Here is a 24973-nt window from a genome sequence, read left to right as displayed (position 1 = left end):
GGTGGGTTGTCCGGGATGATCGTGTCCGCTCCGGATTCTACCGTTCTGGACCGGTGCCGGGTGTGTTCCGCCGCTGCGTGCGGGTACCCGCCTGGGCGGAACGGATCCGGTGCCCGGGCGGGTATGGGATCCAGGTGGGTGTGGGAGGTGTGCGGCGATGGACGAGGCCCGGCTCTCGCAGCGCGAGCGGCGCATCCTGGCCGAGATCGAGCAGGCGCTCAGCGAGGACGTGTCACTGGAGCGCGGAATGCGGACGATGAGCCGGAAGAGGCCGAGAGTCCGCCGGGCCGCCGCTGGTGCCGGCGGCGCCGGCCGCCCGGGCCGCCGCCACGCCCTGGCCCTCTCCGTCTCCCTGCTCGGCATGCTGACCCTCGGCCTGCTGGTCCTGGCGGTCGCCACCGGCGAGCCCGTCCTGATCTGGGCCTTCGCGGCCGCCTGGGTGCTGACCCTGACCGGGCTGCTACGCCTCGTCATCCGCTGGTCCCACCGGCTGCGGCCGAAGTCCTGGCCGAACTGACCCCACACGGAGGAGCGTGTCATGCCCCGCGGATCGAGCTCCAAGCGCGAACGCCAGTACGAGCACATCAAGGAGAGCGTCCTGGAACGGGGCGAGAGCGAGAAGCGCGCCAAGGAGATCGCGGCGCGCACGGTCAACAAGGAACGCGCCCGCTCGGGCGAGTCCGAGACCGCGAGCCGCACGTCGACGGAGGACATGTCCTCCGGGCGGCGCGGCGGGCAGCGCTCGCACAGCGGCGCCGAGGGCCCGACGTACGACCAGCTGTACGCCGAGGCACAGCGGCGCGGCGTTCACGGCCGCTCGTCCATGGACAAGGCGGAGTTGAAGCGCGCCCTCGGGCGTTGAGGCGGTTGCCGGAGGTCTGCCGGTCGTCGGCCAGGGCCCGTTGTCAGTGGTGCCCGGCACGATGGACACCATGACGACGACTCCGGTTCTCGCCGATGCCGCCGCGTACGCGCGTGCGGTCGAGGATGCCACGCACGCCGCTGCCGCCTACTACGCGGGCGGTACGTCCGCGTTGGACGACGACGCCTACGACAGCCTCGCCCGCGCGATAGCGATCTGGGAGGCCGACCACCCCGACCAGGTGCGTGCCGACTCCCCGACCGGCAAGGTCGCCGGGGGCGCGGCGACCGGGGACGTACCGCACACGCGGCCGATGCTCTCGCTGGACAACGTCTTCTCCGCCGAGCAGTTCACCGCCTGGGCCGCCTCGCTGGAGCGCCGGATCGGCCGGACCGTGGAGCGGTGGAGCGTGGAGCCCAAGCTCGACGGACTCGCGATCGCCGCGCGCTACGACCGGGGACGGCTCGCGCGGCTCGTCACGCGCGGCGACGGCACGGCCGGGGAGGACGTGTCGCACGCCGTCGGGACGATCGTCGGTCTGCCCGAGCGGCTCGCCGAGCCCCTCACGGTCGAGGTCCGCGGCGAAGTGCTGATGACCACGGAGCAGTTCGAGGCGGCCAACCCGGTCCGGGTGGCCCACGGCGGCGAGCCGTTCGCCAACCCCCGCAACGCGGCGGCGGGCACCCTGCGCGCCAAGGACCGCCCGTACCGGGTCGAGATGACCTTCTTCGCCTACGACATGCTGCCGCTGGACGCGCCGCGTGCGCCGGGCGGCGACGGGGAGGCGGGCGCGGGCCTGGGCGTGGCCGGCCTCGGCGAGGCGGCCCACAGCGAGCTGCTCGCGCGGGCCGCCGCCCTCGGACTGCACACCTCGGGCGCCACGGCCGTCCCCGGCCGGATGGTGAACGGCGTGGCGGAGGTCCTGGCCCGGGTGGAGGAGATCGCGGCGCTCCGTCCTGAACTGCCGTTCGGGATCGACGGGATAGTCGTCAAGGCCGACCTCGCCGCCGACCGCCGCGAGGCCGGCGAGGGCTCCCGCGCCCCGCGCTGGGCGATCGCGTACAAGCTCCCCGCCGTGGAGAAGGTCACCCGGCTCCTCGCCGTCGAATGGAACGTCGGCCGTACGGGCGTCATCGCGCCGCGCGCCGTCCTGGAGCCGGTGGACATCGACGGCAGCACCGTCACGTACGCCACCCTGCACAACCCCTCCGACATCACCCGGCGCGATCTGCGCCTCGGTGACCAGGTCATGGTCCACAAGGCGGGCGACATCATTCCGCGCGTCGAGGCGCCCGTGGCCCACCTGCGGACCGGCGACGAGCGGCCGATCGAGTTCCCGGAGGCCTGCCCGCAGTGCGGCTCGGAGATCGACCGCAGCGAGCAGCGCTGGCGGTGCGCCCAGGGCCGGAACTGCCACCTCGTGGCCTCTCTCTCGTACGCCGTCGGCCGCGACCAGCTCGACATCGAGGGGCTCGGCGCGACCCGGATCGTCCAGCTGGTCGAGGCCGAGCTCGTCGCCGACGTGGCCGATCTCTTCACCCTCACCCGCGAGCAGCTCCTCGGCCTGGACCGAATGGGGGAGACCAGCACGGACAACCTGCTCGCCGCGCTCGCCACCGCCCGCACCCGACCGCTCTCCCGAGTCCTGTGCGCCCTCGGCATCCGGGGCACGGGGCGCTCCATGTCCCGCCGGATAGCCCGCCACTTCGCCACGATGGACGCCGTCCGCGCGGCGGACGCGGAGGCGATGCGGACGGTCGAGGGCATCGGGACGGAGAAGGCGCCGGTGATCGTCGCCGAGCTGGCCGAACTGGCCGCGGTGGTCGACAAGCTCGTCGCCGCCGGGGTGAACATGACCGAGCCCGGAGCCACCCCGCCTCCCCCGCCGGGAACCACGTCCGGCGCGGACGCCGCCGACCCCGCCGCGGCCTCCAACGCCTCTGCCGACCCAGCCGCCCCGGCCGGCCCGCTCGCGGGGCTGTCGGTGGTCGTCACCGGAGCCATGACCGGACCGCTGGCCGCCCTGAGCCGCAATCAGATGAACGAGCTGATCGAGCGCGCCGGGGGCAGGTCCTCCTCCAGCGTCTCGCAGCGCACCGGGCTCGTCGTCGCGGGCGAGAAGGCCGGCTCCAAGCGGACCAAGGCCGAGGGACTGGGCATCCGCCTGGTGGCCCCGGAGGAGTTCGCCGAGCTGCTCGGAGACTTCCTGCCGGCCTGAAGGGCCTGACCGGAGGGCCCGTCACATCCCGCCGTCGCCCCGCCGGGTCGACCGGCGGCGCCAGAGCCAGAGCGAGAGGGCAGCGCCGAGCGACGCCCCCACCAACGCCAGCGGAAGGCCCGCCCAGGGACCGGAGGGCACGTCGTCGCGGGAGACGGACTTCCGTGGTGCGCTGAGCACGGCCAGGTCCTCGGAGACCGCCGCCGCACCCGTGCGCCGTTCGGTACCCGCGGGCCGGTCCCCGGACCGGCCGGCGTCGCCACGGGCCTCCGGACCCGCCTGGGGAACGGACTCCGCCGCCTTGCTCTCGCGGGGCTTCGCCGCCGGCTTCCCCGTCGCCTTTTTCAACTGCCGGTCCTTCGACCGGCCCAGTACCGGCGTGGGTGCCAGGGAGCCCACCGGCTGGACCCGGCCCGCCGCGTCGAAGCCCCAGTCGAGGAGCGTCCGCGCCTCCTCGTACACCGCGAGCCCTCCGCCCGACTGCGGGTTCATCACGGACACGACCAGCGTCCGTGAGCCCCGTCGCGCGGCGGCGATCAGGGTGTTGCCCGCGTTGCTGGTGTAGCCGTTCTTCACGCCGATCAGCCCCGGATAGCGGGCCACCCCGCCGGCCCCGGTCAGCAGCCGGTTGGTGTTCCGGATGCCGTACGACCAGCCCCCCGCGGGGAAGTTCGCGTACGGCGTGGAGCAGTACCGGACGAACGCCGGATCCTGCAGCCCGGCACGGCCGAAGACCGCCAGGTCGTACGCCGAGGACACCTGGCCCGGCGCGTCGTACCCGTCCGGGGAGACCACACGGGTGTCGCGCGCCCCCAGCGCGCGTGCCTTCTCCTGCATCTGACGGGCCATGGACTCCCAGCCGCCGTTCATCGCCGCCAGCACCCGCACCGCATCGTTCCCCGAACTGAGGAAGACCCCGTTCCACAGGTCGGACACCTTGTACGTGAGGCCGGCCTTGACCCCGACCATGCTGCTGCCGCTGCCGATCCCCGTCAGTTCCGACTCGGAGACGGTGTGCCGCTCCTCCTGCTCGACGCGGGGGAGCGCGGTCACGGCGAACAGGGTCTTCAGCGTGCTGGCGGGCGGCAGCCGCCGGTGCGCGTTCCGCGCCCCCAGGACCTCGCCCGTGGAGGCGTCCGCCACCAGCCAGGACAGCGCGGAGACGGAGTCCGGCGCGGCCGGCGCGCCGGACAAGGGCTGGACCTGGGCGCCCGAGCGGTACAGCCGGGCGGGATCGACGAAGCGTTCGGCAGGAGGCGTGGGTTCGGTGACGGAGGACGCCGTGGCCGCCGGGACGGGCAGCACGAGCAGCAGCGCCGTGGCACCGGCGGCAACATGACGGACAGCTGACATGACGATCATTCAGCCACCGTAGAAAGGGCTGACGGCACCCGCAGATCGAAGTGCGCCGACCGGCGTACGCCGAGTGCCGTATGGGCGTGTCGGGGGAGAGCTGGGGAGTGGTGCGGTGAGGAGTGGCGGGGCGGCGGGCGGTGACTGTCGTCCGCCGCACACCCCACCCCCGCCGCACACCCCAGCCCCGCCGCACACCCCACCCCCGCCGCACGCCCCGCCTCTGCCCCCGGCCCTGCCCGCCGGGGCCCCAGGCGCGCCCTCGTGGGCAGGCGGTGTCCGCGGTGTCCGTGGGGCACGGCATGCTGGTGACGTGTCCTCACTTCCGCACCCGAGCACGCCCGTTCCGCCGGAACCCCAGGAGCGCCGCCCCGCGCCCGATCCACAGGGCACGCCCTTCGGCGTGCCCGCGTTCCGGACCGAACGGCAACCACCCCCCGCCCCCGTCGGCCACATGATCGTCTGCGGGGACGACGCCCTCGCCCACCGGCTGGCCGGCGAGCTCCACGACGTGTACGGGGAGCGGATCACCCTCCTCGTCCCCGCGCGGAGCGAAAGCCCGCAGCAGCTCACCGGCCGCCCCGGCCGTGCCGCCTCGCTCTTCGGCCGGGTCACGGCCGCCGTCACGCGCACGCCCGCGGCCGGCGGGCAGGCGGACCATCTCGGCAGGCCGGAGGGCCGGTCGATCCGGGTGGTGGAGACGACCGAGGTGGACGACACGGTCCTGATCGACGCGGGTGTGGAGCGGGCCGCCGCGCTCGCCCTCGTCCACGACGACGACGAGACGAACATCCGGGGCGCGCTCGCCGCGCGCCGGCTCAACCCGAGGCTGCGGCTGGTCATCCGGCTCTACAACCGCAAGCTCGGCCAGCATCTGGAGACGCTCCTCGACCAGGCCGCCGCCGTCGCCGAACCCGGTCTCGACCCCAAGGAACTCGACGCCGCGACGACCGTCCTCTCGGACGCGTACACGGCGGCCCCCGCGCTCGCGGCCACCGCGGTCGCCGGTACGAGCAAGGTCGTCCAGGCCGGCGGACTGCTCCTGCACGCCGTCGAGCGGACCCCGCCCGCCCGTGGCGAGGTCGCCGACCCGGGACTGTGCACGCTCGCCCTGCTGTCGGCGACCACGAACGACCCGGCCGGCGTCGAGGGCTCGGAACGCAGCGGCCCCCAGGGGCCCCTGCTCCTGCCCGACGACCGGGCCGTCGCCGCCGCCCCAGGCCGCGGCACGGTCGCCCTCGAAGCGATCACGTACGCCGGCCCCACCCTGTCCGCCAAGCGGTTCGGCGCCTCCGTGCTGCCGGTGGGCTCCCTGTTCTCCCGCCGCCTGCGCTGGTCGCTCGCGGGCGTCACCGCCGCCGTCGGGGCGATCGCCCTCGCCACCTGGCTGACCACCGGCCACCACCCGCTGCACGCCGCCTATCTCACCCTCCTCGACCTCTTCGCCATCGGAGATCCGGCCGTCGACGAGACGACCGGCCGGCAGGTGCTCCAGATCCTCGCGGGCTTCGTCGGGCTCCTCCTCATGCCGGTTCTCATCGCGGGCATCCTGGAGGCCCTCGGCACCTTCCGTACCGCCACCTCGCTGCGCCGCCCGCCCCGCGGCCTCTCCGGTCACGTGGTGCTCCTGGGCCTCGGCAAGGTCGGTACCCGGGTCCTCGCCCGGCTGCGCCGGCTGGACATCCCCGTCGTCTGCGTCGAGTCCGACCCCGAGGCCCGCGGTATCGCGCTGGCCCGCCGGCTGCGCGTGCCCACCGTCATCGGAGACGTCACCGACGAGGGTGTCCTGGAGGCCGCCCGGATCCACCGGGCCGACGCCCTGCTCGCGCTGACCAGCATCGACATCACCAACCTGGAGGCCGCGCTCTCCGCGCGGTCCGTCAAGCCCGACCTCCGGGTCGCGCTGCGGCTGTACGACGACGACTTCGCCACCGCCGTCTACCGGACGCTGCGCGCCGCCCACCCCGAGGCCCTGACCCGCAGCCGCAGCGTCTCGCACCTGGCGGCGCCCGCCTTCGCGGGCGCCATGATGGGCCGCCAGATCCTGGGGGCGATCCCGGTGGAGCGCCGTGTGCTGCTCTTCGCGGCGGTCGAGGCGGCGGGCAACCCGCTCCTGGAGGGCCGTACGGTGGCCGAGGCCTTCCGCCCGGGAGCCTGGCGGATCATTGCCCGTGCGACCGGGTCGGCGCCGCTCGGCAGGCACGCGGCGGGCCTGGTCTGGCAGCTGGAGCCGGACCGTGTCCTCGGTGCCGGCGACCGGGTCCTCGTCGCCACCACCCGCCGCGGTCTGGCCGAACTCCTCGGCCGCCACCCCCGGCCGCCGCGTCAGGACCGGCCGGATACCGCCCGTCACGGGATGGATCGGCCGTAGGATCTCGACGCACACGCGCGTCGCTCCGGTCCGTCCTCGCCCCAGGGAGAGCCCGTTGAACGCAACGCCGTACCGCCTCGACCCCACCGGTGGCTGCCCGCACGCGGCCAACGCCCGGCTGCTGGCTCAGGGTGCCGTGACCCCGCTGGTGCTGCCCGGGGAGGTCGAGGGCATGGCCGTGCTCGGTCACGACGCGCTGCGCGACTTCCTCGCCCATCCCGAAGTCGCCAAGAGCGCCGGCCACTTTACCGCCCTGACCGAGGGCCGTATCCCCGACGGCTGGCCGCTGCGTACCTTCGCCACCGTCCAGGGCATGACCACCGCCGACGACGCCGACCACCGCCGGTTGCGCTCCCTGGTCAGCAAGGCGTTCACCGCCCGCCGCGTCGAAGCGCTGCGGCCCCGGATCGAGACCCTCACCGCCGGCCTCCTGGACCGGCTGGCCGAGGCGGCCGACGCGGGCGACGGTGTCGCCGACCTGCGCCGCCACTTCGCCCTGCCGCTGCCTCTCGGTGTCATCTGCGAACTCCTCGGCGTCGATGAGGAGTACCAGGAGCGGCTGCACGACCTCTCCAACCAGGTCGTCGCCACGGACATCGGACCCGAGCAGGCCGTGGCGGCCAACCGGGAGCTCCTGGGTGTTCTCACCGCCATCGCGGCAGACCGCGCCCGCCGACCCGGTGACGACCTCACCAGCGCGCTGATCGCCGCGCGCGACGAGGGCGGCGACCGGCTCAGTCAGCCGGAACTCATCGGCACCCTGGTCCTGATGATCATCGCCGGTCACGAGACGACGCTGAACCTCGTCACCAACGCCGTCCGCGCCCTGTGCGCGTACCGGGACCAGCTCGCCCACCTCGCGGCGGGGCGCGCCGACTGGTCCGACGTGGTCGAGGAGACCCTGCGCTGGGACAGCCCGGTGAGCTACTTCCCGTTCCGCTATCCCACGCGCGACCTGACCGTCGACGGCACGCTCATCCCGAAGGGCACCCCGGTCCTGGCGGGATACTCGGCGGCCGGTCGGGACACGAAGGCCCACGGCCCGGACGCGGACCGCTTCGACATCACCCGCGCCCCCGCCGCCAAACACCTCTCCCTGGGCCACGGCCCCCACTTCTGCATGGGTGCACCGCTCGCCCGCCTGGAGGCGACGATCGCCCTGGAGGCGCTTTTCATCCGCTTCCCCGACCTCGACCTGGCCGTCCCCGAGGAGGACCTGCCCCGACACGCGAGCTTCGTCGGCAACAGCGTCCGCACCCTCCCCGTACGCCTCGCCCGCTAGGGCCTGTCCGACCCTGATCCGCCGGACAGGCCCTACTAGCCCCCGTACGGTTCACCGGCGCCCTCACCCCGCCCGGCCGAGGTCGGCGGTGGGGGAGGCGCGCAGGGCGGAGACGAGGCGCAGCAGCCGGTCCTCGTTCCCGGAGAGGCCCGCCGCGCGGAGTGCCTCGTCGGCCTCCGCCATGGGGTGGGTGAGCATCGCCGCCGCGTAGGGCTCGAGGTGCGGATCGGTCAGCACGGCCTGCGTGGACTCCAGCAGACGGAGGTACGCCTGGGCGGCGGCGCGCTCACGGGCGGTGATCGTGGTCATGTCGGGCTCCCTCTCGACAGGTTGGCGACCTCCACCCTCTCGTACGGGTCTGACAATCGGGCTCAGCCCGTCCCGTCCAGCCTCTGGGAGAGCCGTTCGAGGAAGATCCGCTGGCCCGGCACGAGCAGTGGAGCGGCAGCTTCCGGGGCGAACCAGCCGACCCGGTCGATCTCCGGGAACTCCCGCCGGACCCCCGAACCGCGCGGCCATTCCATGGTGAACGTCCCCGGCACGATCCGGGTCGGGTCGAGATTCGCCTCGACCGCCCAGATCGTGACGGTCTTTCCGGTCGTCTGCCGGGCCTCGCCGAGCGCGATCCGCTCGCCGTCAGGCGCCGGCAGGCCGAGCTCCTCCTCGAACTCACGGCGGGCGGCCGCCTCCGGTGTCTCCTCGGGGCCGTACTCGCCCTTCGGGATCGACCAGGCGGAGACGTCCTTCGACGCCCAGAAGGGTCCGCCCATATGGCCGATGAGCACCTCGAAGCCACCGTCCGACGTTCGGCGGAAGAGAAGGAGCCCTGCGCTGCGCTTGTCCGGCATACCGCCCAGTGTCGCCGAGCGGCTCAGATCCCGCAGCTACTCGCCGACCAGAAGCGGGAGGCGCGGGTGTCCACGTGCGTGTGGTCGCCGTGGCCCGGGTAGCCGGGGCCGAGGATCCCGTTGAAGCCGTGGTTGCGCGCCTGCTTGGCCAGCGTGCACAGCGACGGGGACCCCGTCAGGTCGATGCCGTCGCCGTACAGATGACGGCTGTCGGACGACCCGCCGACCGCCGAGTTGCACGCGTACGAGCGGAAGCCGCTGCTCACGGAGATCGGTACGTCGCCCAGGGCGTGGCGCAGCGCCTCCAGCTTCCACATGGCGCGCAGGGCGTTGGACTTGGCGGTGGCGGCGCTGACGGCGCCTCCGGAGAAGTCGCCGTTGCACTTGTTCAGCTCGGCGTAGGTGAAGTGGATGGGCGTGCAGTCACCGTCCTGGAGCGCGTACAGCTTCGAGAAGGTCGCGGGGCCGGCGACGCCGTCGGCGGCGAGCCCGTACGCCTGCTGGAATCGGGTGACGGCGGCCTTGGTGGCCGGGCCGTAGTCGCCGTCGACGGCGAGCACGGCGCCGTAGCCGGGGTATCCGGCGACACGGATCTGCAGTTGTGTCACGTCCGCCCCGGACATGCCCGAGGACAGCGTGCGGCCCCAGGTGTAGCACGTGTCGGCCTGTGCCGTTCCGGATGTGGCGACCGTGCCCGTGAGGGCGGCGGCCACCACCATGAGCGTGGCGAGCAGCGATCTGATCATGCGCTGGGCCATGACACCTCCGTGTCGGAAGAGAACGGGATCTCCGTCCCCATGTTCCGTCATGAACATGACCACGAGAATGGGGTGAGGTGACGCGCCGGTCAACGGTCCGGGGCACCTGCCAGTGGCCCAGGCCAATGGCGGGTCACACGGTGACCCGCACCGTCACCGGCCCGCCCGCCGGGTCGACCTCGCGCGCCCATCCGGCGGGTACGCGTACCGAGCGGTGCGGCCACGCGGTGCCCAGGAGCCGGCCCCGATGCAGGACCCGTCCGTCCTGTCGTACCTCCACCACCGGACGCGCCAGCGGCTCGCGCACCCGCAGCAGGAACGGTCGTACGGTGACCCCGTCGGCGATCCGGTTGGGCGCCACCCACCCCACCGGGCCCGCCACGGCCAACGGCACCGCCGCGACCGGCCAGGGCGCGCCCGCCAGATGCCGTACGACGGCGTCGGCCGCCGCCCGTCCCTCGGCCGCCGCGGTCCCCGCCGACTCGACGCCCCGCAGGACGTTCCCCGCCGCGAAGACGCCCGGCGTGGCGGTGCGGTGGGCGCCGTCGACCGAGGGTCCGCGCGTGCCGGGGTCGAGGGGCACTCCACCGGCGCGGGCCAGTTCGTGTTCCGGGATCCAGTCGCCGGTGAACACGGCCGTGTCGCACCGGATCGTGCCCTCCCGGCCGTCGGCGTGTCGCACCCGGACGCCCGCGAGCCGGCCCCGGCCAAGGAGTTCGGTCACCGCCGTGTCCGTGAGCAGCGGCGGAGGCGGCAGCGCCCCGAACCGCCGGGGGCCGCGGGGCTGCTCCGTGACCATCGCCACCACGTCCACCTGGGCCCGGCGGAGCGCCCGCACCGCGTGGTGGGCCACCGGCTCGGCACCGATGACGACGGCGCGCCGCCCGAGCCGCTCCCGCCGGATCCCGTAGAGGTGTGTGGACTGCTGGAGCTCGCCGGTCGTGAGCACCCCGGCGGGCCGGGTCCCGGGCACCAGCCGTGCGCTGCGCGGCCGTTCGCGCGCACCGGTCGCCAGGACCACCGCCTGCGCCGCGATCCGCTCCAGTCCGGTCGGGGCCGTGATGTCGAGTGTGAGCGGCCCCGCCCAGCCGGTCACCGACACGCCCGTACGGACGGTGGCGCCGGCCCCGACCGCCGCCCGCGTCAGTCGGCGGGCGTACGCCGGCCCCTCCAGCGGGCGGCCGAAGTCGACCAGTCCGAAGCCGCCGTGCGCGCAGTGGCGCGGTACGCCACCGGCCTCCGGATCGCGCTCCAGGACCTCGACCCGCCACCGGCCCCCACCGACGCCGGCGAGCCGCGCCGCCGCGGCAAGCCCGGCGGGCCCCGCGCCGACCACGAGGACATCCACGAACCGGTTCACCACGGTGACCGCGGGCAGGTCCGCGGGCCGGTACACGACGGTGTCCGCGGCAAGGTCCGCGGGCCGGTTCACCGCTCCAACCACCGGCAGGTCCCCGCCCCCGTTCACCCCTGCGACCACGGGCGTCCCGCTTCCTCGAACATCGACCGGACCGCTGCCCCGCAGGAGAAGCCCTGGCATCGGCCGCCTCGCGCCCGGGTCCGGCGCCGCAGGCCGTCCAGCGTGCCCGGCGGGACCGTAGCGGCAAGTGCGTCCCGGATCTCGCCCCGGGTCACCCGCTCGCAGTGGCAGACGACGGCACCGAACTCCGGGTCGCGGGCGATGAGTTCGGCGTCCCGGTACGGACGCGGGAACGCCTCGCCCAGGTTCGGCATCCGGACCGGGGCGAGCGGCCGCTCCGCCCCCAGCGCGAGGCCGCACTCCGCCAGCAGCTCGACCATGTGCGCCGCGATCGCCAGGGAGGCCGTCAGACCCGTGGACCGGATGCCGCCCGCCGTGACGTACCGCGATTCCGGGTGCGCGGCGCACCGGTAGTCGTCGTACTCCGTCGCTGCCCGAAGCCCGGCGTAGACCGCGGTGACCTCCTCGTCGAGGAGCGCGGGCAGGATCCGGCGGCCCTGGGCGCGGAGGGCCGCCAGCCCCTCGGCCGTGGTCCGGGTGGCCGTCCGGTCGTCGAGGTTCTCCGCCGTCGGGCCGAGCAGTACCTTCCCGTACACCGTCGGCGCGACAAGCACGCCCTTGCCGAGTGCGCCGGGCACGGGCAGCAGGATGTGCCGGATCAGCGCGCGGGCGAACGAGTCGAAGACGATCAACTGGCCGCGCCTCGGCGCCACCGTGAAGTCCCGCCGCCCGAACAGCGCGTCGAACCGGTCCGCGTAGAGACCGCAGGCGTTGACGACATAGCGGGCGCGGACCACCCCGCGCGGGGTGACGAGTCGATGCGGTGTGCCCGGATCGGCCTTCTCCACACGGCAGTTGAGATGAAGGTCGACCCCCGAGCGCACGGCCTGCGTGGCGTACGCGAGGGTCGTCGTCCACGGGCAGATGATCGACTCGCCCGGCACCTCGAGCGCTCCCAGAGCGCCGGGCCCCAAGTGGGGCTCGCGGACCCGCAGTTCCGCCCCGTCCATCAGCCGGGTGGCCCGGTGGCCGTTGCGTACGGCCTTCTCCGCGAGGCGGGGGAGGGCCGCCGACTGTTCTTCGTCCCAGGCGACGAGCAGCGCACCGACCGGCTCGACGGGGATGCCCGCCTCGCGCGCGTAGGCGATGAGCAGGCGCTGACCGTCCCGTACCAGCCGCGCTTCCAGCGAACCCGGCTCGGCGTCGAAACCCGTGTGCAGAATCGCGGTGTTGGCCTTGGAGGTGCCCTCGCCGACGTCGCCGGACGCCTCGACCAGCGCGACCCGCAGCGGCCGGCGGGCCAGCTCGCGCGCGACCGCGCAGCCGACCACCCCTGCCCCCACCACCACGACGTCGTACTCCGTGCCGGGCGCCGAGGTGTCCGGCAGCGCCCCCGCGCGGGTCACCCTCCCGGGCCCGCCGGCCCGCCGCTGTGCCGTCATGCCCGCGACGCCCCCTCGGCTCCGTCGAGGAGCGTCGCCACGGCGGTACGGAACCGGCCCATGCGCTCGGCCGCCTCCGTACCGGACACGGCGGGCTCGTAGACGGCCGACGGCTTCCACTCCGGTACGGCCTCGTGGACGGCGAGGCCCGGGTCGACGCCGAGCCGCGCCACCGCGCCGACCCCGAGCGCCGTGGCGTCCGGCAACGCCGAGACCTCGACCGGGAGTTGGAGCAGATCGGCCTGGGTCTGCATCAGCAGCGCGGAGCGGGTGAGCCCGCCGTCCACGCGCAGGGAGGTGAGCGGTCGGCCGAGGTCGTCCGCCGCGGCGCCCGCCAGCTCCACGACCTGCGCGGCGATCCCCTCGCAGAGCGCCCGCACCAGGTGCCCTGCGGTGGTGTCCAGGCCAAGACCGTGCAGGGAGCCGCGGACGTCGCCGCGCCACCAGGGCGCGGCGAGGCCCGCGAGAGCCGGTACGAAGGTGACGCCGCCGCTGTCCGGCACCGTCCCGCCCACCGTGTCGAGCTCCCCGGCCCCCGAGAGCACCCCGAGGTCGGTCAGCCAGCGCACGGCGGACGCGGCCGTGTACACCTGTCCGTCGAGGCAGTAGTTCGTACGGCCCCGGAGCCGCCAGGCCACACAGCTCACCAGGCCCGAGTCGCCGCGCCGCGGAGTCGCCCCGGTCTGCGCGAGCAGGAACGCCCCTGTGCCGTACGTGCACTTGGCGGCGCCGGGCGCGGTGACGCTCTGCGCGAGGAGGGCGGCCTGCTGGTCCACGAGGAGTCCGGTCAGCGGGATCTCCGGGCCGAACGCGGTCGTGACACCGACGCGCGTGTCCGCGTCGACCACGCGGGGGAGCCGTTCGCCGCCCAGACCGTAGACGTCGAGCGCGGGGTCGGACCACGACACCGTGTCGAGGTCCAGGAGTCCGGTCCGGCCCGCCGTCGCGGCGTCGGTGACGAACGCGCCCGTCAGGCGGTGCACCAGCCACGCGTCACTCGTGGTCACGACGCCCGCGCCGGTGAGATGCCGACGGATCCAGGCCATCTTGGGGGCGGCGAAATAGGGATCGAGCGGCAGCCCGGTCCACCGTCTCAACTCGTCGGCATGGTCGGAGAGTTCGGCGCAGAGCTCGTCCGCCCTGCGGTCCTGCCAGACGAGGGCGGTGGTGAGCGGCTCGCCCGTCGCCGGATCCCAGGCGAGAACGGTCTCGCCCTGGTTGGCCAGACCCACGGCCACGACCGGGGTGCCCGCCTCGGCCAGCGCGGCCCGTCCGGCCGTGACCACGGAGTCGTACAGCTGCGCGGGATCGACCTCGACGAGGCCGCCGGGCAGGTAGCGGGGCCGTACCGGACTCGAACCGGCTCCGATGACGCCGCGTTCGGGGCAGACGACGAGCGCCTTGGTCCCCGACGTTCCCTGGTCGACGGCGAGCACCGGACCCGTCATCTCGTCCTCCCGGTCCCCGAAGGGGGCAGCGCTCCTTGATCGCGGAACCGGCAAGACTGGTGCACGCGCCGCGCCCCGTCAAGCGGTCCGCAGGCCGTCCGTCTGCTCACACGTGAAAGTTGACGCATGCTCATATTCGGTCCGTGGCCGGATAGTTACGGTCAGATCCGAAACTGGATCGAGATCGTCCACGGAACCATATAGTGATCGCCGACCAAAGCCCGGACACCCACCAGGGGGCCGCCGCTCTCATCCACCGAGGAACCATGTCACCCACCGCACGCCCCGCTCCCTGATGGCCGGACACGGCTTCCGGCCCGTCTACCATCCGGCGGGCCACGACCACGCCCTGCGCCACGCCCTCCAGGACCTGCGGACCGGCCGCTGGGTGTCCATGGCCCGATTACTCGACGAGACGCCCGGCTGGGCCGACTGGACGCGGCGCACCCAGGTCCTCGCCACGGTGGCCGCGGGCAGCGACGTCGTGCAGACCTGGCGTACCGAGCAGCCGGACAGCGTCCCCGCGGCCGTGATGCACACCCGCGTCGCCGTCGAACGGGCCGTACGCGCCCACCGCGGCGGCCACCCCCGCACCCGCGAACTGTGGCAGGAGGCCTGGACCGCCTGCCGCGACTCCGCCGAGTGGGCACCCGCCGACCCCGTCCCCTGGATCTGCCTGCTCGCCCTCGCCGCCCTCGACGACCGGCAGCGCATGTCCGAGCACCGGCTCGCCCCGCCCGGGCCCATGCTCCCGCCCGGCCCCTGGGGGCTCCTGGCCGAGGCCGAACGGCGCGACCCGCAGAACCGCGAGGCGCACCACCGGATGCTCCAGTTCCTCTACGCCCGCCGCTCGGGCTCGCTCTCCGAGGCCGTCAACTACGCCCAGTGGGCCGTGGGTTCGGCCCCCACCGGCTCCGCCCTGCACGCCCTGCCGCTCTACGTACGGGTGGAGCGCTACCGCAGGGAACGCGGCCACACGCACGCGCTCGACCTGCACTGGGTCGCCGAGGACGCCCTCCGCGACGCGCAGCACGCCCTGCACGACTGGTTCCTCTTCTGCGGCACCGCAGAGGCCTCCCTCCTCGACCTCAACCACCTCGCGCACGCACTCTTCGGCGCCCAGTGCTTCGCGGACGCCGCCCGCGTCTTCGAGGCGCTCGGGCCCTACTACACGGTGCTGCCCTGGGCCCACCGCACGGACCGGCCGGACGACCGGGGCCTCGCCACCGAGGTCTTCGTCCGCGCCCGGGCCCGTTGCCTGGACCCTTGACGCCCCTTCCCGTCCTCGTTCGCTCAGCCGTGATCGTTCCCTGTTCGTCCCCCTGGAGGTATCGGCATGTCACGCACCGCCCCCGTCGACGAGACACGCAGGCCCCACGCGGGCGGCCTGGACGACGAGGCCCGGCTGAGAGAGCTCGGCTACCAGCCGGTCCTCGCCCGTCGCATGGGCGGCTTCGGCAACTTCGCCATCAGCTTCTCCGTCATCTCCGTCCTCTCCGGATGCATGACGCTCTACGGATTCGGCCTGGGCACCGGCGGTCCCGCCGTCATGCTGTGGGGCTGGGCCGGCGTCGGCCTGTTCGTGCTCTGCGTCGGACTCGCCCTCGCCGAGGTCACCAGCGCCTACCCGACGTCCGGCGCGCTCTACTACATGGCCGACCGGCTGGGCGGCCGGCGCTGGGGCTGGTACACCGGCTGGCTGAACCTGCTCGGCCTGCTCGGCGCGATCGCAGGCATCGACTACGGCGCCGCCCTGTTCACCGGAGCCTTCCTCAACCTCCAGTGGGGCATCGAGCCCACCGCGGGCTCGACCTTCCTGATCTTCCTCGCCATCCTGCTGCTGCACGCCGTGCTCAACCTCTTCGGCGTCCGGCTGGTGAGCGTGCTCAACTCGATCAGCGTCTGGTGGCATCTGGCCGGCGTGGCGGTGATCGTCGGTGCACTGGCGTTCATACCCGACCGTCACCAGTCCGCCGAGTTCGTCTTCACCGAGTTCGTCAACGACACCGGCTGGGCCAACCCGTTCTACGTCGCCGCCATCGGCCTGCTCCTCGCCCAGTACACGTTCTCCGGATACGACGCCTCCGCCCACCTGTCGGAGGAGACCTCGAACGCCTCCGTCAGCGCGGCCAAGGGCATCGTGCGGGCCATCTGGGTCTCCTGGATCGCGGGCTTCGCCCTGCTCGCCGGACTGACCTTCGCCATCCAGGACTACGCGGGCACGCAGAACAGCGCCACGGGCGTCCCGCCGGCGCAGATTTTCCTCGACGCGCTCGGCTCGGGGGGCGCCACCGCGCTGCTGCTGGTCGTGATCGTCGCCCAGCTCTTCTGCGGCAACGCGGAGGTGGCCGCCGCCAGCCGGATGGTCTTCGCCTTCAGTCGCGACAACGCCCTTCCGGGCTCTGCGCTCTGGCGGAAGGTCAGCAGCCGTACGCAGACGCCGGTTCCGGCCGTCTGGCTCGCGGTCGGCGTCGCGGCGCTCATCGCCGTCCCGTCGCTGTACTCCGCCACCGCGTACGGCGCCGTCACCGCGATCAACGTCATCGGCATCACGCCCGCGTACGCGATCCCCATCTACCTGCGCCTGCGCGCGGGGAAGCGGTTCACGCCGGGGCCGTGGAGCCTGGGCCGCTGGAGCCGCCCGATCGGCTGGACCGCCGTGATCTGGGTGGCGCTGGTCACCGTGCTCTTCTGCCTGCCGCAGAAGTCGCCGGTGACGATCGACTCGATGAACTACGCGGTCATCGCGCTCGCGGTCGTCCTGCTGCTGGCCAGCGTCTGGTGGTACGTGGCCCGGCGCTCGTACGGCACGCCGTCGGCGTACGGAACGGCCCACGAGGAGGCGCAGATCGAAGAGGGGATGGTCTGACGGATCCGATGTCCGGGGATCCGCTGCACCCGGGGATCCGATGGATTTCGGATCCTGGCTCCTGGATCCAGGGCCCGGGCGGCGGACTTCGGATATTGGATATCGGAGATCGGACATTGGATCCAGGATATTGGATCCAGGACGGTGGATCCTATATCCCTTCTCAGCCGCTGAACTCGTAGGTCCAGGAGACCCCCTGCGCCGCGCAGTCGATGTCCGTGACCTCCAGCGCGTGCCCGTGCTGGTCGCACACCACCCGGTGGACGACCAGGCGGGGCGCCCCGCCCCCGACCCCCGTCGTGGGCCCCGGCGGCACGCCGATCGACTCCCGTCGGGTGAGCCGGAGTCCGGCCTGGTGCATCCAGTGGTAGAGGAGCCGTAGGTCCGGGCGGAGGACGGAGCCCCTCGTCCGCCGGTACTTGGCGAGTTGCGGGATCTCGGTGAGCGCGGCCCGGGAGAACCAGGACACCGACCGTTGCAGCGGTGTCCCGCCGGGGGACAGGACGACGTGCCGGTGGACGAGGGTCGGTTCGCCGGGGACGAGACCGAGCCGCCCCACCAGGCCGGCCGGGGGTGCCTCCCAGGTGAGCGCGGCGCGCACCAGCGCGTCGGCGGCCTCCGTACCGCCGGGGAAGAGCTGTCGGCGCACCGTCAGGGCCGGTTCGCTCGGCTCGTGTTCGGGGTCCGCGGCGAAGGTGCCACGCCGGTCGGTGACGACGAGCCGCTCTTCGCGCAGCAGTTGGAGCGCGCTGCGGACGGTCTGCCGGTTGACGTGGTAGCGGTGCGCGAGGGACCGCTCGGACGGCAGCCGACTGCCGGGAACGATCTGCCGTTCGGCGAGGTCGCCCCGCAGTGCGGCGGCGACCTTCAGATAGAGCGGGACCACCGCAAGCTGCTCGGGTTCGGGCTCAGTCATGTTCCAACCCCTCTCTTTGCTCAGCGTGACAGTCTGGTCCGCGGGGGTGATCAATTCCTATCATTGGTCTAAACCATTAAGGAAGGGTCGGCGAAGGGACTGTCCGAAAGCCGGACCGCCCCGGAGTGCGCATCGCGCCGTCTGACCTTGTAATGAGGTTCAACCGGAAGCGGCTGCGGAAGAGGCGGGTGAGGCCGGATGACGACACCGGCGGAGCGGGCGGAGGCGGGCCAGGCCGCCCGCAAGAGGGTGCCGCGGTCCTCCCACGGCCGCTGGATACCGTCCTCGCAGCGCCCGGACCCGCTGGGCGTCCTGGAACGGCAGTCCGTCGACCGGGTGCCCGAACTGGTGCCGATCCGGTACGGCAGGATGCTCGTCTCGCCGTTCGCGTTCTTGCGCGGCGCCGCGGCCGTCATGGCCGCCGACCTCGCCGCGCAACGCCACACCGGACTGACCGTCCAGCTCTGCGGCGACGCCCATCTGCTCAACTTCGGCGTCTACGCGTCACCCGAACGGGCGCTTCTCTTCGACGTGAACGATTTCGACGAGACGCTTCCGGGCCCCTTCGAATGGGACGTCAAGCGGCTCGCCGCCAGCGTGGCCGTCGCCGCCCTCCAGAACGGCTCCAGCAAGGCCAAGGCCCACCGCGCAGCCCTCGTCGTCGGCGAGGCGTACCGCACGGCCATGCGCCGCCTCGCCGACCTGGGCGAACTCGCCGTCTGGTACGAGCGGATCGACGCCGACGACCTGGCTCCGCTGGTGCGCCGTGACCGCCGCGCCACGTTCGAGGACAACCTCGCCCACGCCCGGCGCCGCACGAGCCTCCAGGCCTTCGGCAAACTCACCGCCCTCGACGAGAGCGGCACCCGCCACATCGTGGACGACCCCCCGCTCCTCGAACGGGCCACCGACCTCGACCGGGTCACCTTCGGCAAGGTCTTCAGTGACTACCGCAGTTCGCTCTCCGAGGAGCGCCGCCTCCTCCTGGACCGCTTCCATTACGTAGACGCCGCGCGCAAGGTCGTCGGCGTCGGCAGCGTCGGCACCCGCTGCTTCATCCTCCTCCTGGAGGGCCGGGACGACGGCGACCCGCTGATGCTCCAGATCAAGGAGGCCGGCCGCTCGGTCCTGGAGGGGTACCTCCCGCCGAGCGTGTACGGGCACCAGGGCCAGCGGGTCGTCCGCGGGCAGCGCCTCACGCAGGCCGCCAGCGACATCTTCCTCGGCTGGATGACCGGGCCGGAGAAACGGCACTTCTACTGGCGGCAGTTGCGCGACATGAAGGGCTCTGCCGAGGTGGAGACCATGTCCCCGGCGATCCTCCGCGCGTACGCGGGCCTCTGCGGTCGCGCCCTTGCCCGCTCCCACGCCCGCTCCGGCGACCGCATCGCCATCGCCGCGTACCTCGGCTCTTCGGACGTCTTCGACCGCGCCGTCGCCGACTTCGCGATGCGCTACACAGACCAGAACGCCGACGACTACGCGGCCCTGGGCGCGGCGGTCGCCGCGGGCGTCATCGCGGCGGCGCCGGGCGTCTGACGCCCTCGTCGCCGTCCCAACCGCCCGCGTACGCGCCCCGCCGCCGGACCGAACCCCTACGCCCCGCGCCGCACGCCCGGCCCGAACCCCTATGTCCCGCGCCGCACGCCCGGCCCGAACCCCTATGTCCCGCGCCGCACGCCCGGCCCGAGTCCCTATGTCCCGCGCCGCACGCCCGGCCCGAGTCCCTATGTCCCGCGCCGCACGCCCGGCCCGAGTCCCCACGTCCCGTGCCGCACGGCCAGCTGCCCGAACCCCTACGCCCCGCGCCGCAGCGGCGGCTCGGGCGGGGTGTCAAGGACCGGTCCGAAGAGCACCTGCCGGGCCACCGCCGGAGCGAACAGCGCGGTCAGCGGAGCCGTCAGGGTCAGGACCGAGCGGAACGCGCCGCCCACCACAGGGTCCCCGGCAATCCGCGACTGCACCCGCCGCAAGTACCACCCCACCGGCCTGTCCAGCGCGCTCGTGGCGACCGCGTTGCCCGTCGCGCCCGGCATCTTCCGGTCGGCGCCGGCCGCGATGTCCCAGGCCTGCTTCGACGCGCCCAGCAAGGCCTTCTGGACCGCCCGCGTGGTCGGCGTCCGCTTCGGGTCGGCCAGGACCCGGCGCATCGCGACCGCGCCCAGCGCGGCGACGGCCATGCCCTGCCCGTAGACGGGGTTGAAGGCGCACAGCGCGTCGCCGGTGGCGAGGAAGCCGGCCGGCCGGCGGCCCGGACGGTCGTACCGGCGCCGGATGTTGGCGGTCTGACGGAAACCGTGCACCGAGGACTCCGGCGTGGCCTTCGCCATCCACTGGCTCAGGACGGGGTGGGGGAGCTTCGTCGCGAAGGCCTCGAACCCCTTCTCGTCGGTGGGCGGCACGTCGTCCCGGAGCCCGGACAGGGTGACCAGATGCAGCCCGTCGCCGACGGGCAGCAACACACCGCCGTACACCTGCCCGGGGTTGGGGACGAGGTTGAAGCCCAGGGCGTCCATGCCCGAGTCCTCTGGGGCGCGGCAGTGCCACCAAGGCGCCCACCCAGCTCTTCATCGAGAAGATCGAACAGCGCTACTCCGTCGGCGTCGTCGTCGCCACCCTCGCGCTCTTCGCCGTCCCCCTCGCGCTCGGCGCCGACGTCACCTCCACGCTGCTGCGCGCCATGACGTTCATGATCGTCGCCTCGCCCTGCGCGGTCGTCCTCGCCACCATGCCACCGCTGCTCTCCGCCATCGCCACGGCCGGCCGCCACGGCGTTCTGGTCAAGTCCGCCGTGGTGATGGAACGCCTCGGTACGGTCGACCGGGTCGCCCTCGACAAGACCGGCACCCTGACCGAGGGCGCGCCACGCGTCACCGCCGTCCAGGGCGACCCGGCGGCGCTCGCCCTCGCCGCCGCGGCCGAACTGCCCAGCGAACACCCCCTGGCCCGCGCCGTGGTGACCGAGGCACGCGCGCGTGGGCTGCGGATCCCCGAGGCGAGCGACTTCGCCTCGGTGCCGGGCGACGGCGTACGGGCCACGGTCGAGGGCCACGACGTGCGGGTGCGCCGGGCGGACGGCGAGCACGGTGACACCGCCGTCGAGGTCGTCGTGGACGGCGCCCGCGTCGCCGTCCTGACCTTCGAGGACCGGCTGCGCGACGGCGCCCCGGAGGCCGTCGCCGCCCTCACCCGCCTCACCGGCACCCCGCCGACCCTGCTGACCGGCGACAACGCGGGAGCGGCCGGCCGGATCGCCGGAGGGACCGGAATCACCGACGTACGGGCCGGGCTGCTGCCCGAGGACAAGGTCGCTGCCGTACGGGAGTGGGAGCGGGCCGGCTCCCGGGTCCTGATGGTCGGCGACGGCGTCAACGACGCCCCCGCCCTGGCCGCCGCCCACAGCGGCATCGCCATGGGCCGGGCCGGCTCCGACCTGGCCCTGCAGACCGCCGACGCCGTCGTCGTACGGGACGAACTGGCAACCGTCCCCACGGTCGTGGCCCTCTCCCGCCGCGCCCGCCGCCTCGTCGTCCAGAACCTGGCGATCGCCGGCACCTGCATCGGAGCCCTGATCGTCTGGGACCTTGCGGGCCACCTCCCCCTCCCACTCGGCGTGGCAGGCCACGAGGGCTCGACGGTCCTGGTCTGCCTCAACGGACTGCGTCTGCTGCGCGACTCGGCCTGGCGCAAGGCGGCGGCCGCAGGGGAGTGAGGGGTGGGGCGCATTCGAGGGAGCCGGCGTCCGTCCGCCCCGGCGCGCCGGAGGCGCTGCCCGTTCGGTCCAGCGTCCCGCGCTGTACGCCTCCACTGCTCGTAGCGTCGTAACGACAGCCCTCGTATCAAAGGTCGGGAGGCGCGATGAGCTGCCGCAGTGTCGTGGCCGGTATAACCATGGCCTGCGCTTCCGTTGTCCCGTTGGCCGGGACGGCGCAGGCGCAGGATCTCGACTGCCGGAACTTCGCCTTTCGGGAAGACGCGCAGGCGGAGTTCGACAGGGACCGAAGCGACCCGCACCGCCTCGACGAGGATCGGGGTACGGACGACGGCATGGCCTGTGAGTGGCTTCCCAGCCGCAGCGCGGCCACCGTGGTGCCCCTGGACCCCCGGCCGGCGCCACTGGAGCCCACGTCGGCGCCCGTGACTCCAACCCCGGTGCCTCTGACACCCACCCCTGCGCCCCTGACCCCCACCCCTGCGCCCCTGACCCCCACGGCGATGCCTTCGCGTGGTGCCCAGGGCGGTGTCGGCGGGGCCTACGGCCCCTCGGATCTCGAAACCGGACTCGGGCTCGGGCTCGCCGTCGCATCGGTGCTGGCCGGGGGCTACGTGGTGCGCAGGAGCCGGTCCCGGCGGTGACGGTGGTGACGGTGGTGACAGTGGTGCGGGGCACAGCACCGCGACCGCGCCGCTAACCCTCCAGCTCGGCGAGCGCGTGCGTCAGCCACTCCACCCAGAAGCGCTCCAGGTCGATCCCGCCCCGTAGGACGAGATGGCGCAGCCGGTCCGGTTCGGTTTCGCGGCGGGTGGGTGGGAAGTCCCGTTCCTCGATCGCCAGGTACTCCGCCAACTGCCGCTGGTGCAGGTCCAGATGGCGGTGCAGCTCGTCGCGCATGCCGGGCGCCCCGACGACCGCCGCGGCCCGCATGCGCAGCAGGAGGGCGGAGCGCAGCGGTTTGGGGTCCTCGCTCCGGGCGACCCACTCGGCCAGCTCGGAGCGGCCCGCGGGGAGTACTTCGTACTCCTTCTTCTGTCCACGGGCCGGCACCGGAGCGGGCAGGGCGCGGATGTGCCCCGCCTGCTCCAGCTTGCCCAGCTCGCGATAGATCTGCTGGTGCGTGGCCGACCAGAAGTAGCCGATCGACCGGTCGAAGCGGCGCGTCAGCTCGAGACCCGAGGACGGTTTCTCGAGCAGCGCCGTGAGGATCGCGTGCGGGAGGGACATGCACGCATCCTAGGTTCGGGGCGCCGGAACGCTCACGTCGGAACTGTCACGCCGGAAGGATCACACCGGACCGATCACAGGGTCGCGGCGAGGCGCGTGCCCTGGTCGATCGCGCGCTTGGCGTCCAGTTCGGCGGCGACGTCCGCGCCGCCGATCAGGTGCGCCGTACGGCCGGCCGCGATCAGCTCCTCGTACAGACCGCGGCGCGGATCCTGGCCGGTGCAGAGGACGATCGTGTCGACCGGGACCGTCCGCGGCTCGCCGTCGACGGTGAGGTGCAGGCCCTCGTCGTCGATCCGCTCGTACGTCGCGCCCGCGACCATCGTGACGCCGCGGTGCTTCATCTCGGCGCGGTGGATCCAGCCGGTGGTCTTGCCGAGACCGGCGCCGACCTTGGTCGTCTTGCGCTGGAGCAGGTGGACCTGGCGCGGAGGCCGGGGGCGCTCGGGGGCACGCAGACCGCCGCGCGTCTCGTACGAGGTGTCCACGCCCCACTGCTTGAAGTACGTCTCGGGGTCCTGGCTCGCGCCCTCGCCGCCGTCGGTCAGGAATTCGGCCACGTCGAAACCGATGCCGCCGGCGCCGATGATCGCGACCCGCTCGCCGACCGGCGCGCCGTCGCGCAGGACGTCGAGGTAGCTGACGACGCTCGGGTGGTCGACGCCCTCGATCTCCGGGGTACGCGGGGTGACGCCGGTGGCGACGACGACCTCGTCGTAACCGTCCAGATCGGCGGCCGTGACCGGGGTGTTCAGCCGGACCTCGACCCCGCGCTCGTCGAGCTGGACGCGGAAGTAGCGGAGGGTCTCGTCGAACTCCTCCTTGCCCGGCACGCGCTTGGCGACGTTCAGCTGGCCGCCGATCTCGCTCGCCGCGTCGAACAGGGTGACGGAGTGGCCGCGTTCGGCGGCGGAGACGGCGGCGGCGAGGCCGGCCGGGCCCGCGCCGACGACCGCGATCCGCTTGGCGAGCCGGGTGGGGGAGAGGACCAGTTCGGTCTCGTGGCAGGCGCGCGGGTTCACCAGGCAGGAGGTGATCTTCAGGCTGAAGGTGTGGTCCAGGCAGGCCTGGTTGCAACCGATGCAGGTGTTGATGGTGTCCGCACGGTCCGCGGCCGCCTTGGCGACGAAGTCGGGGTCGGCCAGGAAGGGGCGGGCCATCGAGACGATGTCGGCGCGGCCCTCGGCGAGGATCTGCTCGGCGACCTCGGGGGTGTTGATGCGGTTGCTGGTGACGAGCGGGATGGACACCGAGCCCATCAGCTTCTTGGTGACCCAGGTGTACGCGCCGCGCGGGACGGAGGTCGCGATGGTGGGGATCCGGGCCTCGTGCCAGCCGATGCCGGTGTTGATGATGGTCGCGCCGGCCGCCTCGATCTCCTTGGCGAGGGAGACGACCTCCTCCAGCGTCGAGCCGCCGGGGACCAGGTCCAGCATCGACAGGCGGTAGATGACGATGAAGTCCTCGCCGACCTGCTCGCGGATCCGGCGGACGATCTCCAGCGGGAAGCGCACCCGGTTCGCGTAGCTGCCGCCCCAGCGGTCGGTGCGGTGGTTGGTGGCGGCCGCGATGAACTCGTTGATGAGGTAGCCCTCGGAGCCCATGACCTCGACGCCGTCGTACCCGGCGGCCTTGGCGAGCTCGGCGCAGCGGGCGTAGTCCTCGATGGTCTGCTCGACCTCGGCGTCGGTCAGCTCGTTCGGTACGAAGGGGCTGATCGGCGCCTGGATGGCGCTGGGGGCGACGAGCCCGGGGTGGTAGGCGTACCGGCCGAAGTGCAGGATCTGCATCGCGATCCGCCCGCCCTCGGCGTGCACGGCGTCGGTGATGTGCCGGTGCTCGGCGACCTCCTCCTCGGTGGTCAGCTTGGCGCCGCCGTCCCAGGGGCGGCCGGCCTCGTTGGGCGCGATGCCGCCGGTCACGATGAGCCCGACCCCGCCGCGGGCGCGCTCGGCGTAGAAGGCCGCCATGCGCGCGAACCCGTTCTCGGTCTCTTCGAGCCCGACGTGCATGGAACCCATGAGAACCCGGTTGGGCAGGGTGGTGAAGCCGAGGTCGAGCGGGCTCAACAGGTGGGGGTACGGGGTCGAGGTCATCGGGGGCGCCTCCTCGCGCGGAATCGTCACCCCTTGTTCTAAGCGACCCCGACCCGGTTGTGCAACTAGTTGCAGAAGGCTGGCCGAG

At 73.3% G+C, this 24973-nt stretch carries 18 protein-coding genes and 2 pseudogenes; 9 read left to right on the top strand and 11 right to left on the bottom strand.

Annotated features, from left to right (window positions below; genetic code table 11):
• The first annotated feature begins 157 nt into the window (after positions 1 to 157).
• The 3 genes from Q5762_RS23950 (at position 158) to ligA (ending at position 3080) form a co-directional block, all read left to right on the top strand.
• Positions 158 to 517 (top strand): hypothetical protein, encoded by a 360-nt coding sequence (locus Q5762_RS23950; RefSeq protein ID WP_315894275.1) that lies wholly within the window; start codon positions 158 to 160, stop codon positions 515 to 517.
• A gap of 21 nt (positions 518 to 538) precedes the next feature.
• Complete coding sequence (locus Q5762_RS23945; protein ID WP_315894274.1) at positions 539 to 862, top strand: plasmid stabilization protein; 324 nt, start codon at positions 539 to 541, stop codon at positions 860 to 862.
• Positions 863 to 932: 70 nt separating this feature from the next.
• Complete coding sequence (gene ligA, locus Q5762_RS23940; RefSeq protein ID WP_399495253.1) at positions 933 to 3080, top strand: NAD-dependent DNA ligase LigA; 2148 nt, start codon at positions 933 to 935, stop codon at positions 3078 to 3080.
• A 21-nt stretch (positions 3081 to 3101) separates the two neighbouring features.
• Here the strand turns inward: ligA and Q5762_RS23935 are convergent, their stop codons facing one another.
• Entirely contained in the window at positions 3102 to 4442 is a 1341-nt protein-coding gene (locus Q5762_RS23935; RefSeq protein ID WP_315894272.1) for a serine hydrolase, read from the bottom strand.
• Between the two features lie 445 nt (positions 4443 to 4887).
• Here Q5762_RS23935 and Q5762_RS23930 point away from each other — a divergent pair, with 445 nt between their 5' ends.
• Positions 4888 to 6804, top strand: a complete 1917-nt coding sequence (locus tag Q5762_RS23930) for an NAD-binding protein (RefSeq protein WP_315894289.1) — start codon at positions 4888 to 4890, stop codon at positions 6802 to 6804.
• Positions 6805 to 6859: 55 nt separating this feature from the next.
• Positions 6860 to 8086, top strand: coding sequence for a cytochrome P450 (locus Q5762_RS23925; protein ID WP_315894271.1), 1227 nt, complete (start codon positions 6860 to 6862; stop codon positions 8084 to 8086).
• 63 nt (positions 8087 to 8149) lie between these two features.
• Here Q5762_RS23925 and Q5762_RS23920 read toward each other — a convergent pair whose 3' ends face one another.
• The 6 genes from Q5762_RS23920 to Q5762_RS23895 all read right to left on the bottom strand — a co-directional run bounded on the left by Q5762_RS23920 (position 8150) and on the right by Q5762_RS23895 (position 14062).
• Positions 8150 to 8395 (bottom strand): hypothetical protein, encoded by a 246-nt coding sequence (locus tag Q5762_RS23920; RefSeq protein ID WP_315894270.1) that lies wholly within the window; start codon positions 8393 to 8395, stop codon positions 8150 to 8152.
• A 62-nt stretch (positions 8396 to 8457) separates the two neighbouring features.
• Positions 8458 to 8934 carry an NUDIX domain-containing protein gene (locus Q5762_RS23915; protein WP_315894269.1) on the bottom strand — a complete coding sequence of 159 codons (477 nt, stop codon included), beginning with the start codon at positions 8932 to 8934 and terminating at the stop codon, positions 8458 to 8460.
• Positions 8935 to 8957: 23 nt separating this feature from the next.
• Positions 8958 to 9692, bottom strand: coding sequence for a D-Ala-D-Ala carboxypeptidase family metallohydrolase (locus tag Q5762_RS23910; protein ID WP_315894268.1), 735 nt, complete (start codon positions 9690 to 9692; stop codon positions 8958 to 8960).
• 133 nt (positions 9693 to 9825) lie between these two features.
• Positions 9826 to 11052: an FAD-dependent oxidoreductase gene (locus Q5762_RS23905; RefSeq protein ID WP_315894288.1), complete on the bottom strand. Its 1227-nt coding sequence runs from the start codon at positions 11050 to 11052 to the stop codon at positions 9826 to 9828.
• 104 nt (positions 11053 to 11156) lie between these two features.
• Positions 11157 to 12614, bottom strand: coding sequence for an FAD-dependent oxidoreductase (locus Q5762_RS23900; protein ID WP_315894267.1), 1458 nt, complete (start codon positions 12612 to 12614; stop codon positions 11157 to 11159).
• Positions 12611 to 14062: an FGGY family carbohydrate kinase gene (locus tag Q5762_RS23895; protein ID WP_315894266.1), complete on the bottom strand. Its 1452-nt coding sequence runs from the start codon at positions 14060 to 14062 to the stop codon at positions 12611 to 12613. The genes Q5762_RS23900 and Q5762_RS23895 overlap by 4 nt, the downstream gene beginning before the upstream one ends.
• Positions 14063 to 14357: 295 nt before the next feature.
• Between Q5762_RS23895 and Q5762_RS23890 the strand changes: the two genes are divergently transcribed.
• Together Q5762_RS23890 and Q5762_RS23885 are read left to right on the top strand one after the other, a co-directional pair.
• Positions 14358 to 15332 (top strand): hypothetical protein, encoded by a 975-nt coding sequence (locus tag Q5762_RS23890; RefSeq protein WP_315894265.1) that lies wholly within the window; start codon positions 14358 to 14360, stop codon positions 15330 to 15332.
• Between the two features lie 66 nt (positions 15333 to 15398).
• Complete coding sequence (locus Q5762_RS23885) at positions 15399 to 16931, top strand: amino acid permease (protein WP_315894264.1); 1533 nt, start codon at positions 15399 to 15401, stop codon at positions 16929 to 16931.
• A 163-nt stretch (positions 16932 to 17094) separates the two neighbouring features.
• On the opposite strand, the gene Q5762_RS23880 is transcribed toward Q5762_RS23885, so the two are convergent.
• Positions 17095 to 17847, bottom strand: coding sequence for a GntR family transcriptional regulator (locus Q5762_RS23880; protein ID WP_315894263.1), 753 nt, complete (start codon positions 17845 to 17847; stop codon positions 17095 to 17097).
• Between the two features lie 198 nt (positions 17848 to 18045).
• Here Q5762_RS23880 and Q5762_RS23875 point away from each other — a divergent pair, with 198 nt between their 5' ends.
• A complete protein-coding gene (locus tag Q5762_RS23875) occupies positions 18046 to 19386 on the top strand; it encodes a DUF2252 domain-containing protein (RefSeq protein ID WP_315894262.1) in 1341 nt (446 codons plus the stop codon).
• A gap of 257 nt (positions 19387 to 19643) precedes the next feature.
• On the opposite strand, the pseudogene Q5762_RS23870 reads toward Q5762_RS23875, so the two are convergent.
• Positions 19644 to 20366, bottom strand: a pseudogene (locus tag Q5762_RS23870) (monooxygenase); the annotation flags it as partial.
• Between the two features lie 20 nt (positions 20367 to 20386).
• Between Q5762_RS23870 and Q5762_RS23865 the strand changes: the two are divergent.
• Positions 20387 to 21559, top strand: a pseudogene (locus tag Q5762_RS23865) (heavy metal translocating P-type ATPase); the annotation flags it as partial.
• Between the two features lie 696 nt (positions 21560 to 22255).
• Here the strand turns inward: Q5762_RS23865 and Q5762_RS23860 are convergent.
• Positions 22256 to 22789, bottom strand: coding sequence for a helix-turn-helix transcriptional regulator (locus Q5762_RS23860; RefSeq protein ID WP_315894261.1), 534 nt, complete (start codon positions 22787 to 22789; stop codon positions 22256 to 22258).
• 74 nt (positions 22790 to 22863) lie between these two features.
• A complete protein-coding gene (locus Q5762_RS23855; RefSeq protein ID WP_315894260.1) occupies positions 22864 to 24885 on the bottom strand; it encodes an NADPH-dependent 2,4-dienoyl-CoA reductase in 2022 nt (673 codons plus the stop codon).
• Positions 24886 to 24973: the final 88 nt, after the last annotated feature.

The sequence above is a fragment of the Streptomyces sp. P9(2023) genome (genome assembly GCF_032436795.1).
Classification (GTDB): Bacteria; Actinomycetota; Actinomycetes; order Streptomycetales; family Streptomycetaceae; genus Streptomyces.
The sequence above is the reverse complement of the archived record's forward strand: the minus strand, read 5'-3'. Positions and strand labels throughout refer to the sequence as shown.

Excerpts from the sequence above, each read along its gene's own strand:
- Q5762_RS23950 (WP_315894275.1), top strand. The coding sequence starts at position 158 with ATGGACGAGGCCCGGCTCTCGCAGCGCGAGCGGCGCATCCTGGCCGAG.
- Q5762_RS23945 (WP_315894274.1), top strand. The coding sequence starts at position 539 with ATGCCCCGCGGATCGAGCTCCAAGCGCGAACGCCAGTACGAGCACATC.
- ligA (WP_399495253.1), top strand. The coding sequence starts at position 933 with ATGACGACGACTCCGGTTCTCGCCGATGCCGCCGCGTACGCGCGTGCG.
- Q5762_RS23935 (WP_315894272.1), bottom strand. The coding sequence starts at position 4,442 with ATGATCGTCATGTCAGCTGTCCGTCATGTTGCCGCCGGTGCCACGGCG.
- Q5762_RS23930 (WP_315894289.1), top strand. The coding sequence starts at position 4,888 with ATGATCGTCTGCGGGGACGACGCCCTCGCCCACCGGCTGGCCGGCGAG.
- Q5762_RS23920 (WP_315894270.1), bottom strand. The coding sequence starts at position 8,395 with ATGACCACGATCACCGCCCGTGAGCGCGCCGCCGCCCAGGCGTACCTC.
- Q5762_RS23915 (WP_315894269.1), bottom strand. The coding sequence starts at position 8,934 with ATGCCGGACAAGCGCAGCGCAGGGCTCCTTCTCTTCCGCCGAACGTCG.
- Q5762_RS23910 (WP_315894268.1), bottom strand. The coding sequence starts at position 9,692 with ATGGCCCAGCGCATGATCAGATCGCTGCTCGCCACGCTCATGGTGGTG.
- Q5762_RS23900 (WP_315894267.1), bottom strand. The coding sequence starts at position 12,614 with ATGACGGCACAGCGGCGGGCCGGCGGGCCCGGGAGGGTGACCCGCGCG.
- Q5762_RS23895 (WP_315894266.1), bottom strand. The coding sequence starts at position 14,062 with ATGACGGGTCCGGTGCTCGCCGTCGACCAGGGAACGTCGGGGACCAAG.
- Q5762_RS23890 (WP_315894265.1), top strand. The coding sequence starts at position 14,358 with ATGGCCGGACACGGCTTCCGGCCCGTCTACCATCCGGCGGGCCACGAC.
- Q5762_RS23885 (WP_315894264.1), top strand. The coding sequence starts at position 15,399 with ATGTCACGCACCGCCCCCGTCGACGAGACACGCAGGCCCCACGCGGGC.
- Q5762_RS23880 (WP_315894263.1), bottom strand. The coding sequence starts at position 17,847 with ATGACTGAGCCCGAACCCGAGCAGCTTGCGGTGGTCCCGCTCTATCTG.
- Q5762_RS23875 (WP_315894262.1), top strand. The coding sequence starts at position 18,046 with ATGACGACACCGGCGGAGCGGGCGGAGGCGGGCCAGGCCGCCCGCAAG.
- Q5762_RS23860 (WP_315894261.1), bottom strand. The coding sequence starts at position 22,789 with ATGTCCCTCCCGCACGCGATCCTCACGGCGCTGCTCGAGAAACCGTCC.
- Q5762_RS23855 (WP_315894260.1), bottom strand. The coding sequence starts at position 24,885 with ATGACCTCGACCCCGTACCCCCACCTGTTGAGCCCGCTCGACCTCGGC.